Below are 13,498 nucleotides of genomic sequence, written 5' to 3'. Positions count from 1 at the left end.
ACAACCATGCCGATCCCGTCTGTGGTGGTCGGACGGCGGTGGAGAACCTGCATTTCCTGTGCTGGTTCCACCACGCGATGAAGACCGCCGGCAAGCTCGACCCGATTCGTGTGGAGGCGGACGAGTCCCCGGCGGGGACCGCGGGCACGGTGTGGGAGATGCAAGAACGCTTCCGCGTGTTCCGCGAGGACGACACCGATCTCCTCACCCCACAAGCCGTCGCCCAGCTCGACGCCGTCTGGGACTCGATAGAGCGCAGTCAGGACGACTACGAGCAGCGGGGCACGGGCGAGCACGACAGCGAAACCCCCAGCGGCTGGGTGACTGGTTCGCCTGAGCCGTCAGTTCTGGACTCGCCCTGGCCGGTCCGGCCTGGTGTCCCGGACCCGTGGCCCCGCGTGGACATGGACCAGGCCGTCGCCCCCGACCTCGAAGAAGTCCCCGTCGAGAAACCCGTCCGGCGTCGATATCAACCGCTCCCGACGTTCCAGTACGACGGCGACATCCCCATCAGCGCCACCACCCGAAAACCACGCAAGCAACAGAACCCACCACCCAAGTTCGACCCCGGACCACCACCCTTCTGACCCGAAAGCCCGACCAGGCCACGAGTCGGCGGACCTCCGGAACACCGAGGTCACCGCGCCTAGCGACACCACCCCCACCTGTAGAGGGGCACACCACCGTGCCCCTCTACACGCACGCCCGCCCGGTACCGAGCTGCTGATGGTGGTCCTCGGCGGCCTGTTCGTCTTCGAGACCCTCACGGTGATCCTGCAGGTCGGCTTCTTCAAGTTCACCAAGCGGCGCAGCAACGGTGTAGTGGGACGGCTGATCCTCAACACCACCATCCACCATCACGTCGAGATGCGCGGCGGGAGCCAGGTCATCGTCTCCATCCGGTTCTGACCGTCTCGTTCAGGTGGACAGGACTCCCCGCTCTCGCTCCCACGCCGTTTCCGGACAGTCTCCGCGCACGCGCCGCAATCCTCCGGGGGACCGCTGGTGGGGACGGTACAGGCGCGTCAGACCTCAGCAGCGGGGCCGACCGCGGATCCCGTGGTCCACGCCGCGAGCATCTGCAGCCGCTCGGCCGTCGGCGAGGAGGGCTCGGCGATGTACGCCGATAGCACGATCGACGGCGCGGAGGCCAGGGTCAGCTCCTCGAACCGCAAATCGAGCTCGCCGACCTCGGGGTGATGCAGGATCTTCGAGCCCGAGCGGTGGTCGCCTACGTCATGGGCGGCCCACCGGGTGCGGAAGTCCTCGCTCCGCGTCGAGAGCTCGCCGATGAGCTGTGTCAGCTGCGCGTCGTGCGGGGCGGTGCCCGCTTGGGCTCGCAGCATCCGCACGCAGGTGTCGGCGGCGCCGTCGAGGTCGTCGAAGAACCCCGACGCGGCCGGGTCCAGGAAGACGAAGGAGGCGAGGTTCGGCGCCGAGACGGCCGTGCGTCGGGTGGGGCTCGTGTGGACCACGTCGAAGACCGCACGCCCCAGGGCGTTCGCCGCGAGGATGTCCAGCCGCCCGCTCAACGCAATGACGGGCGTCGTGCCCATGGAGTCCAGCAGGAGCCGGATCTGCGGGGGCACGGTCGTCGGACCCCGACGGGAGCGCGCACGGGCACGCGCAGGCCTCCGGGCCTCACGGGCGAGGTCGTACAGGTACCCGGTCTCGCTCTCGTCCATCTGCAGGACCTGGGCGATCGCATCGAGGATCTCGTCGGACACCCCGGTCAGGTCCCCTTTCTCGATGCGCGTGTAGTAGTCCACGGAGACGCCGGAGAGCGTCGCCACCTCCTCGCGGCGCAGGCCGGGCACACGCCGGGCGCTGGTGCCGCGGGGAATGCCTGCCATGTCCGGGGTGATCTTCGCGCGGCGGGTGGACAGGAAGGCCCGCACGTTCTCGTCCTTGGGTGCCATGCGAAGAACGGTATGTGCCCTCGACGCACGGATCCAGGTTCCCTCAGACCCCTGTTCCCTGCCATGGGCTCCGAGGGGGGTCGGGATGGAACCTTCCTCCCGTCGGCCGTCGGTCCCAGGATGGAGACATCCGGCGGGGACCGGGCGCAGTCCGCGGGCCCCGCACATCGATCGAGGAGGTCACGATGACCGAGACGACCAAGAACATCCGCTTCCGTTCGCCGGGAATGGCTTGGGACCTGGCAGGCGTGCTGCATCTGCCGGAGGACTTCGACGCCGAGGGCTCCTACCCGGCGATCGTGAGCGTGCACCCGATCGGCAGCTGCAAGGAGCAGACCGCCGGGAACGTGTACGCGAAGGGACTCGCCGAGGCCGGGTACGTGGTGCTCGCCTTCGATGCCAGCTTCCAGGGGGAGAGCGGCGGTGAGCCCCGCCTGGTCGAGGACCCCGCTCAGCGCGTCGAGGACGTGCGGGTCGCGATCGACCATCTCGTCACCCTGCCCTACGTGGATGCCGACAGGATCGGCGGCATCGGCGTGTGCGGCGGAGGCGGATACGTGCTGAACGCGACCATGTCCGACCGTCGGATCAAGGCGGTCGCGTCGATCACCGGCGTGAACTTCGGTCGGCTCAGCCGCGAGGCGTTCAGCGGGTATGACCCGATCGGCGCTCTCGAGCAGATGTCCGCCCAGCGCACCTCCGAGGCGCGAGGGGAGGACGCCCGCGTGGACGACTACCTGCCCGCCTCCGTCGCGGAGGGCCGGAGCGCAGGCATCGAGGACATCGACATGCTCGAGGCGACCGACTACTACAAGACCGATCGCGGCCGGACCCCTGGGGGCGCCACCAGCGCCGCCTTCTCCCGCCGCGCCGCGGCGATGGGGTGGGACGCCTTCCTCCAGGCCGAGACGCTGCTGACGCAGCCGATGCTCATCGTCATCGGCGAGAAGCCCGGCGGCTTCGGGGCGTACCGCGACGGCCAGGAGATTTACGGCCGCGCGCCCTCGAAGGACAAGCAGCTGCTGGTCCTGCCGGGCGTCTCCCACTACGAGCTCTACGACCAGCCGGAGCCCACGGGCAAGGCCCTCGCGGCCGCGACGGAGTTCTTCGGCGCCCACCTGTGACCGGGCGACCGCACGGCCCCTTCGTCCGCACCACATCGACCACCAGCATCATCGACAGAGGAGAATCATGAGCGAGAACATCGACATCACCACCCTCAACGGCTACGGCACCACCCTGGCCGCCGTGATCAGCTTCCCCCCGGACTTCGACGCCTCGAAGAGCTACCCGGCGATCGTCGTCTCGCATCCCGGCGGCGGCGTGAAGGAGCAGACCGCGGGCCTGTACGCCCGCAAGCTCGCCGAGCAGGGCTTCGTCACCGTCGCCTACGACGCGTCCTTCCAGGGCGCGAGCACTGGTGAGCCCCGCCAGCTGGAGAACCCGTTCATCCGCACCGAGGACGTCAGCGCGGTCGTGGACCACCTGACCACCCTGGACTACGTCGACTCCGATCGGATCGGCGCGATGGGCATCTGCGCGGGCGCCGGGTACACGGCCAACGCCGCGATCGACGACCCCCGCATCAAGGCCGTGGGAACCGTCAGCCTGGTCAACATCGGCCAGATGTTCCGCAACGGCTGGACCGGCGACGTTGCCGACGCCGACGCCGCACCGATCCTCGAGCAGGCCGCCCAGGCCCGCACGACGGACGCGGCGGGCCAGGACAACCAGTTCCCGCTGGCCCCGATGACCGAGGAGGACGCCCCGAACGAGGAGCTCCGCCAGGCGTGGGAGTATTACCACACCCCCCGCTGCGAGCATCCCAACGCTCCCGGCTACATGACCACCCGCAGCCTGAGCCAGATCATCACCTACGACGCCTTCCACAAGGCCGAGGCCTTCTTCACCCAGCCGCTGCTCGTGATCGCGGGAAGCGAGGCCGGGTCGAAGTGGATGAGCGATGACCTGTTCGCCCGGGTCGCCAGCCAGGACAAGACGTTCCACGTCGTCGACGGCGCGAACCACATGGACATGTACGACGGGGAGAAGGAGGTCGCCGAGGCGGTCGCCGAGCTCGGCCCGTTCTTCGCCGCGAAGCTCTGAGACATAGCCGCGGAGGCCCCGCGCCGACGCGGCACCCACGCACGAACCGCAGACAGAAGGAGCACACAGAACGTGGCACAGACAGTTCTCATCACCGGGGCGCGGTCCGGATTCGGAGCAGCGCTCGCGACGGCCTTCGCCGACGCCGGATGGAACGTCGCGGCGACGATGCGCACGCCCGAGAAGGCGCCCGCGGAGTTCGCCGATCGCGACGGGATCTTCGTGACGGCGCTCGACGTCACCTCGCCCGAGAGCATCTCCGCGGCCGTCGCCGCGGCGACGGAGCACTTCGGCGGCGACCTCGACGCCGTGGTCAACGCGGCGGGCTACGTGGTCCAGGGGTCCGTCGAGGAGTTCACCCTCGACGACCTGCGCGCCCAGTTCGAGACGAACGTGATCGGGACAGCGGCCGTCATCCAGGGCGTGCTGCCCGGGATGCGCGAGCGGAAGCACGGCCACATCATCACGTTCTCGTCGGCCGCGGGCGTCATCGGGATCCCCCGGATGGAGGCCTACGTCGCGTCCAAGTTCGCCGTCGAGGGCATGAGCGAGGCGCTGTCGCGCTCCGTCGCCCACTTCGGCATCAAGGTCACGACCATCGAGCCCGGCGTGTTCGAGACCGAGCTGGGCGAGGGAGCGACCGCGACCCGCCATCCCATCAACGCCTACGACGCGGCGAACGCCCAGCTCCCCGACATGTACGACTGGACGCCCGGGAACCTCGAGGAGGCGGCGAAGGCGATCGTCGCGGTGGCCGGCACCGAGGATGCGCCGCTGCGGCTGGTGGTCGGGCACGGTCTCGACGACGTGCGCCGCTTCCACCGCGATCGCCTCGCGGAGTGGGATCGCACCGAGAGCCTTACCCGCCCCACCCTCGCCGCGCAGGGCTGATCCCGACCGGGCCTGCGCACCCGGCAGCGCCCAAGGCGCTGGAACCCAACCCGAAGACCGGGACCCATCCCGAAGACCGGGACCCATCCTGAAGAGAGGAACACATCATGGCTGCATGGACGAAGGACGAGCTGGATCGCATCAACGCCCAGACCTACTTCACCGTCGGGGCGACCCTCGCCGACGGCACCACCCCCAAGACCGTCGACATCTGGTCCGTCCCCGTGGGCGACCGCATCTTCATCCGCTCCTTCCACGGCACAGAGGGAAAGTGGTACGGCCCCGCGCTCGAGAGCGGCCGCGGCCGGATCTCCTCCGGAGGGGTCGAGAAGGCGGTGCGCTTCGTGGCCGTCGACCCCGAGGACGAGGAGACCAACACGGCCGTCGACGCCTCCTTCCTGGAGAAGTACGCGGACAGCCAGTACTCGGTGACGATGTCCACGGAGCCGGTGCGCCGCAACACCCTCGAGGTCGTCCCCGAGGACTGAGCGCACCCGCTCGTCACCTTCCCTCGCGCCCCGGAGGCCGGTCCACGGCTTCCGGGGCGCGCTCGCTCACCACCAGAATGGTCCCCATGGCCCCCTCATCCCCGAGTCCCGCCGCTTCGGGCTCCTCCAGCGCGCACGACGCTCCGTCGGCGAACGCGACCTCCCGCTTCCGACTGATCCCGATGCGGCCGCGCGACCCCGGAGAGGAGGGACGGGCCGCCTCGACGCTCGAGCTGTTCTTCGACCTTGTGTTCGTGGTCGCCGTGAGCACTGCGTCGGTCCAGCTCCACCACGCCCTCACCGAGGGGCACGTGGAGCACGGGATCCTCAGCTATCTCATCGTGTTCTTCGGGATCTGGTGGGCATGGATGAACTTCACCTGGTTCGCGACCTCCTTCGCGACCGATGACTGGCTGTACCGGGTGCTCACGATCGTCCAGATGGGCGGCGTCCTCGTGCTCGCCTCCGGCATCGCCCCGGCCTTCGAGGAGCAGGACTTCTCGGTGCTCATTGCCGCCTACGTGGTGATGCGCCTGGCCATGGTCGCGCAATGGCTGCGGGCCTCCCGCCACGCAGGATCCGCGCGCAGCGCGACGCTGATCTACGCGGGCGGCATCGCGCTCGTGCAGGCCCTCTGGCTGGTCGCCCTCGCGCTTCCCGCCGTCGTGTTCCCCGTCGCCCTGGGGGTCCTGATCCTCGCCGAGGTGGCCGTGCCGGTCGTCGCCGAGAGCACAGGGAGCGGGGAGAGCACGCCCTGGCATCCGCACCACATCACCGAGCGCTACGGCCTGTTCACGCTGATCGTGCTGGGCGAGAGCCTGCTGGGATCGGCCAATGCGATCATCGAGGCCCTGCACGATGCGGAGTCCCTCGGGCCGCTCATCTCCATCGCCTCCCTGACGCTCGTCGCGACCGCTGCCCTGTGGTGGATCTACTTCTGGCCGCCACACCATGACGCGATCAGCAGCTTCGCCAGCTCCCTCCTCTACGGCTACGGGCACTTCTTCATCTTCGCCGCCGCGGGTGCCTTCTCCGCGGGCATCGAGGTCGAGATCGACGTGATCACCGGTGCGAGCGAGCTGCACGCGCCCTACGCCTCCCTCGCCTACACGATCCCGATCGCGGTGTTCATGCTGGGCATCTGGGCGCTCGCGATCCGTCCGAACGCCGACCGCTGGGTCAACACCGTGGTGCCCGTCGCGGCGGTGCTGGTGCTCATCGACCCCGTCATCCCGATCCCCTTCGCGATGACCACGATCATTCTGGTGCTGACCGTCGTCGTGCTGGTCTGGCGACAGCCCGCTGCGCGGGCGGAATGAGAGGCAGGACAACCATGAGGACGATGCGGACGATCGGCATGCTGGGTGGGATGAGCTGGGAGTCGACGGCCGAGTACTACCGTCTGGCCAACCAGTCCGTGCGCGAGCGCCTGGGAGGCACGCACTCCGCGCAGATCGTCCTGGACTCCGTGGACTTCGCGGAGATCGAGGCCATGCAGGAAGCCGGGGACTGGGATGCGGCAGGGCGTCTGCTCGCCGAGCGCGCACGCGCCCTTGAAGCGGCCGGTGCCGACCTGCTGGTGCTGTGCACCAACACCATGCACCTGGTGGCCGATGCCATCGAGTCCGCCGTCGACATCCCCCTGCTGCACCTCGTCGACATCACGGCCGATGCGGTCGCCCGTGCCGGGCTCTGCCGCGTCGGCCTGCTTGCCACCACCTTCACGATGGAGCAGGGCTTCTACGTGGACAGGATGCGCGAGCACGGCATCGAGACGATCGTCCCAGACGCCGAGGACCGCGCACTCGTGCACCGCGTGATCTACGAGGAGCTGGTCGTCGGCGTCGTGAGCGACGCCTCGCGCCGCGAATACCAGCACGTCATCCGGCGCCTGGTCGACCGCGGCGCCCAGGGCGTCATCCTGGGATGCACCGAGATCGAGCTGCTCATCGAGGCCGACGACTCCCCCGTCCCGGTGTTCCCGACCACGCGACTGCACGCGCAGGCCGCCGTCGACGCGGCACTAGCCGATTGAGGCGCAGTCTCGACGCCCCGGGGAGGGCCAAGGGAATCGGGGCGGCCGAACCCCTCCCTCAGCCCAGCTCAGGAATGCGCAGCGACCCGTCGTCCTCGAGCGGGAGCCCGGGGTTGAAGGCGATCTCCCAGAGGTGGCCGTCGGGATCCGCGAAGCAGCCGGCGTAGCCGCCGTAGAATGTCTCCGCCGGTGCCCGCGTGATCGCGGCGCCGGCGGACTCTGCGCGTGCGATGAGCTCGTCGACCTCCGCGGCCGATCGCAGGTTCTGGGCGAGGACGATCCCGTCGAACCCGTCGCCCGACGGAAGACCGGGGACGCCCGAGTCCCGGGCGAGCTTCTCGCGGCTCCACAGGACGAGGCCCATGCCTCCTGCCTGGAAGAACACGGTCTCCTCGACCTCCTGGCCCCGCCAACCGAGCGCCTCGTAGAAGGACGTCGAGCGGCGGAGGTCGGAGACCCCGAGGGTGATGAGGGTGATGCGCTGGTCCATGGTGTGCTCCTCGTGTCGGGCTGTGCTCAGCCTGCCGCGGGACCCGCTGCGGGCGCGGTTGCCGTGGCCTCGTCCTCCGGTGCGGCCGAGCGGAACCTCCCGCTCAGCGGCAGCATGAGCAGCGCCGCGAGCAGCGGGCCGATCGCGAGGGTCACGAACGCAGAGTAGACCGAGCCGGTCGAGGCGAACACCGCCCCCACGACCGTCGGCACCACGACGCTGCCCAGTTGCCACACCGCGTTGAGCGTGCCCGCGGCCGAGCCGGAGTCGCCCGCGCCCGCGTAGTCGAGGATCAGGGCGTTCTGGATCGGCGAGTAGCAGTAGGCCGCGAAGCCCAGCACGGGCGCCGCAATGTAGAACGCCGGCAGGGATCCCAGCGCCCCGAACGCCAGCAGCATGAGCGCGAACAGCACGAGGATGCCTGCGGCCAGGTACTTGCGGTGGAAGGGCACCCGCCCCGCCACCAGGCCGATCACGGGCTTCATCACCACGGCGGTGATCGCGAACAGGGCGACGATCCCGCCCGCGTGCACCGGGTCGATGCCCTTGCCCTCGATCATGAGGGTGTTCGACCAGGTGATGAAGCCGTACGTGCCCCACAGGGAGAAGAAGCCGGCGATGCCCAGCACGATCAGGTCGCGGCTGCGCAGCACGCGTCCCAGGTGCGGGGTGCGCGGCGCCGTCGGCGTCGCGAGCTCGGCGCCCTCGGCCTGCGGGGGCCGGGACCTGTGCAGCACGGCGATGACCAGGCCGAGCACGATCGAGATCGCGCCGAACAGGTGGTAGGAGAGCCGCCAGCCGTGCTCGGCGATCATCGTGGGCACCACGAGGTTCGCGACCACCGTCCCCAGCGACGTCGCGGTCGTGAACAGGCCGACGGCGAAGGTCCGCTCGCGTCCCGTGAACCACGAGGAGATCGACTTCGCGCCCGCCGAGTAGTCGGCGCCGGCGAAGAAGCCGACGAGCGCCTGCGCCACGAGGCCGAGCGCGAAGGACTCGACGCTGCCGAAGAACACCATCCCGGCGCCCGCGAGCACCATCGACGCGGTGAGCACAACGCGCGGCCCCACCCAGTCCGAGGCCAGCCCGCCCAGGAAGTTCGAGACCACGTAGCCGATGTAGTAGCAGGTCGCGAACACGCCCAGGGAGGCCAGCGCGACCCCGAGGGCCTGGCCCACGCTCGGCGCCGCCGGGCCCCACACGGAGCGGTCGAGCGAGGTCATCGTGAAGGCCGCCCATGCCAGCACCAGGATCAGCCAGCGGCGCGGATGCGGGGCCGGGAGGGCGGAGGCGGCGGGAGCGCCGGAAGCGGGGGAGAAGGCCGAGGAGGAGGTGGTCATGCGGATTCCTGACGCGTCGATGCGGGGGAGGGGGTGGAGGAGGACGTGGACGAGGACGCGGCGTCGAGCATCGGGAGGACCTGCTCGAGGATCGGTTCGGCAGGGGCGAGGGTCGCGGCGTGGGTGCGGCCGGGCAGGGGGACGAAGCGCGCGTCGGGCATCAGCGCCGCCGCGCGCTCGGACTCCTCGAAGCGGGGATGGTCGCGATCTCCGGCCATCCACAGCGCGGGGACCGGGCACGCGGAGAGCTCGGCGTCGGGGATGCCGGGGGTCGTCTCGGTCGCCGTGAACAGGGCCGCCATCGCCAGGGGATCGGCGGCGAGGAAGGCGGTGCGGGTGCCGCGGTCGCGCCGGCCGCTGACCTCGGGACCCAGGCCCTGCGCCTGGCAGAAGCCGTCCATGCCCTCGCTGCGCAGCGTCTGAACGGTGCCGGGGAAGAACACGGTGTCCACCGAGCCCTGCTGCGCAGAGGCCGAACCGCCCAGGGAGACCAGGTGTGTGACGCGCTCGGGACGGCGCACGGCCGCGGTGATGGCGATGCGCGCGCCGAGCGAGTAGCCGATCAGTGCCGCGCGCTCGATGCCCTCGGCGTCGAGGACGGCCATCAGGTCCGCGACGAACGCGTCCTGGGTGTAGGCCGACGCCTCGTGCGGGGCGTCGGACCGTCCGTGTCCGCGCAGGTCGATGCGGATCACGGTGCGGTCGCTCTTCAGCGCGTCGACGTACCCGTAGGCGCGCCAGATCGCGCGCGAGAGCACGGAGCCGTGGAGGAGGACGACCGCGGGCCCGGAGCCGGTCACGTCATAGGCGATGCGGGCGCCGTCGGAGGGGGAGGGGATCTTCGGCACGGGCTGACGGTAGTCCTCGCCGCTCGGGAGCGGCAAAGCCGTCCCGCGCGGCGAGGTCCTCCCGGTCAGTGGCTGACGGGCGACTCCTCGACCTTCGCGAGCTGCAGGAGGTCCTCGGGGTCCAGCTCGATGTCGTCCACCGCGAGGTTGTCCTCGAGGTGGGCGAGGGAGGCGGTGCCGGGGATCAGCAGCACGTTCTCGTACTGGGCGAGCAGCCAGGCCAGAGCCACCTGCGTGGGCGCGACGCCGTGCTTCTGGGCGACGGCGGCGATGTGCGGATCGGCCGTGATCTTCGCGGGACCGCCCGTGAAGGCCGAGCCCAGCGGGAAGTACGGGACGAAGGCGAGGCCGTGCTCGCGGGCGACCTCGAGCGCCTCCTGCCCGGAGCGGTCCAGGATCGAGTAGGGGTTCTGCACCGAGACCACGCCGGCCGCCTCGACCGCGCGGCGCACCGTGTCCGCGGTGACGCTCGAGATGCCGATCTCGGCCACCTTGCCCTGCTCGCGGAGAGTCACCAGGGCGGCGAGCTGCTCCTCGAGGTCCGGCTCCTCGCCGCCGGGGGCGTCGAGCTCGTAGCGGCGCAGGTTCACCATCGCCAGCTGCTCGGTGCCCAGGGCGCGCAGGTTCTGCTCGACCTGCTCGACGAGCTGATCGGGTTCGCCCGCGGGCAGCCACTCGCCCTTCTCGCCGCGCTGCGCGCCGACCTTCGTCACCAGACGCAGGTTCTCGGGATAGGGGTGCAGGGCCTCGCGGATGAGGTCGTTGACGACGTCGGGGCCGTAGAACTGGGCGGTGTCGATGTGGTCCACGCCGAGCTCGACGGCGCGGCGCAGCACCTTCTTGTTGTTCTCGGGATCGGCGGGCGGCCCGAAGACGCCCGGGCCGGCGAGCTGCATGGCGCCGTATCCGACGCGGCGGACGGTGAGGTCTCCGATGTGTCCAGTGCTCATGTGGGCCATCCTGCGCCTCGCCGACGGGGAGCGCCAACGGGTGCGCTGTGGGCGGAATGCGCCTCGGCTCTCGACGAGCGCTCCGGCGATGCGTACACTTTTCTGTACAGGTTGTGATCGGAGTGCGGCACGAGAGGCGAGGCGGTCATGAAGACGATGAGTTACACGGAGTCCCGTGCGCGCTACGCAGAGGTGCTCGACGGCGTCGTCGACGACCGCGAGGAGGTCGTCGTCACCCGTGCGGGGCACGACCCGGTCGTGATCCTCTCGCTCGAGGACTACGAGTCGCTGCGCGAGACCGCGTATCTCATGCGGTCGCCTCGCAATGCTCGCCGTCTCCTGGACGCGATGGAGCGACTCGAGTCCGGGGCCGGCAGCGAGCACGAGCTGATCGAGGACAACGGTCCGGATCCGGATCGGGCCTGAGATGCGGCTGGTCTGGGACGAGAACGCCTGGGAGGACTACCTCTGGTGGCAGGCGCAGGATCGTCGGGTGCTCCGCCGCATCAATGCGCTCCTCAAGGACATCGCCCGGAACGGGAACGAGGGGATCGGCAAGCCCGAAGCCCTCAAGCACGACTTCGCCGGCTACTGGTCCCGCCGGATCACCGACGAGCACCGGCTCGTCTACAAGCTCGTGGGCGCGGACGAAGTGCGCATCGCCGCGTGCCGGTACCACTACGGGTGAGCCCGGCGCGCAAACCCCTCGCCATCCCCGACGGCGCCGCGTAGATTCGCACGCCATGAGCACAGGTGCCTCCCCGCGTCCCGATGCGGCCGACGTCTTCGACCACCTGCGCGCCGAGGACGGCGAGCACGTGGGCTACATGGAGATGACCGCCGACGGCGGCTTCGTCCCCTACGACCTGCTGTGGCAGCGCCGCGGCGAGCCGATGGACCTGGATGAGGCGGAGGCCGTGCTCGACGGGATCGGCCTGCGGCTCCTCGCCGAGGACTGGCTGCTGCAGGAGGGGGCGGGGTGGACGCGCGTGCGCATCCGCGAGATCGATCGCGACCGCGTCGTCGTCGGCCGCGCGATCGAGAACATGTCCGGGCACGTCGCCAAGGCCATCGACCTCGTGGGCGGCATCGACGTCGCGCTGCCCACCGACCGGCTGCGGCTCGCGGGCGCCGCGCGCTGAGGGGGACGCCGTGCATCTCGAGAACATCGTCATCGACGCGGTCGATCCGCACCGCCTGGGCGGCTTCTGGCGGCAGCTGCTGGACGCCGAGCCCCTCACCGATGGGCCGGAGGGGTTCGAGATGCGCGTGCACCTCGATCCCGGGAACGGCCCCGAGCTGGGCGCCTTCCTCGACGTCTGCCTCCAGCCCGTCCCCGTGCCGCCGACCGAGCCCCTGCGCCTTCACCTCGACCTGCTCGGCGGGCCCGGTCAGGCTGATGTCGTCGAGAGGGCCCTCGCCCTCGGCGCACGGCACCTGGACATCGGACAGCGCGACGTGCCGTGGGTGGTGCTGGGCGACGTCGAGGGCAACCCCTTCTGCGTGATGGAGGAGCGCGCGGCCTATCGCGGCACGGGCCCGATCGCCGCGCTCCCGCTCGACTCCGCCGATCCCTCGCGCGACCGGGAGTTCTGGTCGTGGCTGACGAGATGGACGCCGGTCGAGGGCGTCGCCGACGCGTCTCTGCGCCATCCCTCGCGCCGCGGGCCGCTGCTCGAGATGTGCGCGGAACCGGCACCCAAGCGCGCGGCCGACGGCAAGAACCGGATGCACCTCGACGTGCGGCTCGGAGCGGGCGAGGACGCCGACGCGGTCGCCGCGGGGATCGTCGCGCGCGGCGGCGCCGAGCAGCACCCCGACTGGGGCGACCTGCCCTGGCGGGTGTTCACCGACCCCTCGGGCAACGAGTTCTGCGTGCTGCCCGCGCCGTCGGGCGCCTGAGCCGACGGCGCCGACGGGGCTGTCCGCCTCCGCAGACGACCGCCCTCAGCGGGCGGTCGGGAACATCTGCGCCCGGGCATCGGAGGAGGAGATGACCTCCTTGCCGAACGGGAAGCAGGTGACCGGGATCAGCTTGATATTCGCCCAGGCCAGCGGAATGCCGATGATCGTCACGGCCTGCGCGACGGCCGTCAGCACGTGCGCGATCGCCAGCCACAGCCCGGCGACCAGGAACCAGATCACGTTGCCCACGGCGCTCATCGCGCCGCCGCGATGGGTGTCCACGACCTCGCGCCCGAAGGGCCAGATCACGAAGCCGGCGATCCGGAAGGACGCCAGGCCGAAGGGGATCGTGACCACCAGGATGCAGGCGATGATCCCGGCCAGCACGTAGCCGAGGAACAGCGACCAGCCCGCGGTGAGCAGCCAGATGATGTTCAGGATCAGGGTGAGGATTCCACGCATGCCCCGATCGTAGGCGGGGCGGCGCGGGGACGTCGATGGGGGTTTCCCCCGGTCCTCGGCGTCC

Annotated in this window: 18 protein-coding genes; 12 read left to right on the top strand and 6 right to left on the bottom strand. The window is 70.3% G+C overall.

Translation table 11 applies throughout. The features are described 5' to 3' along the window. Positions 1-587, top strand: a 587-nt coding sequence (locus I8D64_RS13360) for an HNH endonuclease signature motif containing protein (protein ID WP_214651250.1), incomplete at its 5' end; no start/stop codon positions are given. Between the two features lie 139 nt (positions 588-726). Next, positions 727-909 (top strand): hypothetical protein, encoded by a 183-nt coding sequence (locus tag I8D64_RS13355; protein WP_200503276.1) that lies wholly within the window; start codon positions 727-729, stop codon positions 907-909. A gap of 116 nt (positions 910-1,025) precedes the next feature. Here I8D64_RS13355 and I8D64_RS13350 read toward each other — a convergent pair whose 3' ends face one another. Next, on the bottom strand, positions 1,026-1,919 hold the full coding sequence (locus tag I8D64_RS13350) for a helix-turn-helix domain-containing protein (RefSeq protein WP_200503275.1): 894 nt from the start codon (positions 1,917-1,919) through the stop codon (positions 1,026-1,028). Positions 1,920-2,104: 185 nt separating this feature from the next. On the opposite strand from I8D64_RS13350, the gene I8D64_RS13345 reads away from it, so the two are divergent. From I8D64_RS13345 to I8D64_RS13320, 6 genes are all read left to right on the top strand, one after another. Then, the gene (locus tag I8D64_RS13345; RefSeq protein WP_200503274.1) at positions 2,105-3,043 is read left to right on the top strand and encodes an alpha/beta hydrolase; all 939 of its coding nucleotides are present in this window, start codon (positions 2,105-2,107) and stop codon (positions 3,041-3,043) included. Positions 3,044-3,110: 67 nt separating this feature from the next. Next, positions 3,111-4,025, top strand: a complete 915-nt coding sequence (locus I8D64_RS13340) for an alpha/beta hydrolase (RefSeq protein ID WP_200503273.1) — start codon at positions 3,111-3,113, stop codon at positions 4,023-4,025. Between the two features lie 72 nt (positions 4,026-4,097). After that, positions 4,098-4,916, top strand: coding sequence for an SDR family NAD(P)-dependent oxidoreductase (locus I8D64_RS13335; protein WP_200503272.1), 819 nt, complete (start codon positions 4,098-4,100; stop codon positions 4,914-4,916). A gap of 107 nt (positions 4,917-5,023) precedes the next feature. Beyond that, positions 5,024-5,404, top strand: a complete 381-nt coding sequence (locus I8D64_RS13330; RefSeq protein ID WP_200503271.1) for a DUF2255 family protein — start codon at positions 5,024-5,026, stop codon at positions 5,402-5,404. Positions 5,405-5,586: 182 nt separating this feature from the next. Further along, positions 5,587-6,723 (top strand): low temperature requirement protein A, encoded by a 1,137-nt coding sequence (locus I8D64_RS13325; RefSeq protein ID WP_200503292.1) that lies wholly within the window; start codon positions 5,587-5,589, stop codon positions 6,721-6,723. A gap of 23 nt (positions 6,724-6,746) precedes the next feature. Further along, positions 6,747-7,439, top strand: a complete 693-nt coding sequence (locus I8D64_RS13320) for an aspartate/glutamate racemase family protein (RefSeq protein ID WP_200503291.1) — start codon at positions 6,747-6,749, stop codon at positions 7,437-7,439. 58 nt (positions 7,440-7,497) lie between these two features. Here the strand turns inward: I8D64_RS13320 and I8D64_RS13315 are convergent, their stop codons facing one another. The 4 genes from I8D64_RS13315 to I8D64_RS13300 form a co-directional block, all read right to left on the bottom strand. Further along, a complete protein-coding gene (locus I8D64_RS13315; RefSeq protein WP_200503270.1) occupies positions 7,498-7,929 on the bottom strand; it encodes a VOC family protein in 432 nt (143 codons plus the stop codon). Between the two features lie 26 nt (positions 7,930-7,955). Then, on the bottom strand, positions 7,956-9,269 hold the full coding sequence (locus I8D64_RS13310; RefSeq protein WP_200503269.1) for an MFS transporter: 1,314 nt from the start codon (positions 9,267-9,269) through the stop codon (positions 7,956-7,958). Then, a complete protein-coding gene (locus I8D64_RS13305) occupies positions 9,266-10,117 on the bottom strand; it encodes an alpha/beta fold hydrolase (RefSeq protein ID WP_200503268.1) in 852 nt (283 codons plus the stop codon). Before I8D64_RS13305 ends, I8D64_RS13310 begins: the two co-directional genes overlap by 4 nt. Positions 10,118-10,182: 65 nt before the next feature. After that, positions 10,183-11,067 carry an oxidoreductase gene (locus I8D64_RS13300; protein ID WP_200503267.1) on the bottom strand — a complete coding sequence of 295 codons (885 nt, stop codon included), beginning with the start codon at positions 11,065-11,067 and terminating at the stop codon, positions 10,183-10,185. Positions 11,068-11,214: 147 nt separating this feature from the next. Here I8D64_RS13300 and I8D64_RS13295 point away from each other — a divergent pair, with 147 nt between their 5' ends. From I8D64_RS13295 to I8D64_RS17850, 4 genes are read left to right on the top strand one after another with little or no spacing between them, the layout of a single operon-like run. Then, the gene (locus I8D64_RS13295; protein ID WP_200503266.1) at positions 11,215-11,493 is read left to right on the top strand and encodes a type II toxin-antitoxin system Phd/YefM family antitoxin; all 279 of its coding nucleotides are present in this window, start codon (positions 11,215-11,217) and stop codon (positions 11,491-11,493) included. 1 nt (position 11,494) lies between these two features. Further along, positions 11,495-11,755, top strand: a complete 261-nt coding sequence (locus I8D64_RS13290; protein WP_200503265.1) for a Txe/YoeB family addiction module toxin — start codon at positions 11,495-11,497, stop codon at positions 11,753-11,755. A gap of 55 nt (positions 11,756-11,810) precedes the next feature. After that, entirely contained in the window at positions 11,811-12,209 is a 399-nt protein-coding gene (locus I8D64_RS13285; protein ID WP_200503264.1) for a serine/threonine protein phosphatase, read from the top strand. 10 nt (positions 12,210-12,219) lie between these two features. Next, positions 12,220-12,969 (top strand): VOC family protein, encoded by a 750-nt coding sequence (locus I8D64_RS17850; protein ID WP_200503263.1) that lies wholly within the window; start codon positions 12,220-12,222, stop codon positions 12,967-12,969. 45 nt (positions 12,970-13,014) lie between these two features. On the opposite strand, the gene I8D64_RS13275 is transcribed toward I8D64_RS17850, so the two are convergent. Then, positions 13,015-13,434 (bottom strand): YccF domain-containing protein, encoded by a 420-nt coding sequence (locus I8D64_RS13275; RefSeq protein WP_200503262.1) that lies wholly within the window; start codon positions 13,432-13,434, stop codon positions 13,015-13,017. Between the last annotated feature and the right edge of the window lie 64 nt (positions 13,435-13,498).

Origin of the sequence: Brachybacterium halotolerans, from assembly GCF_016623465.1 — a bacterium.
Classification (GTDB): Bacteria; Actinomycetota; Actinomycetes; order Actinomycetales; family Dermabacteraceae; genus Brachybacterium; species Brachybacterium halotolerans.
This window is presented reverse-complemented; position numbering and strand designations above follow the sequence as displayed.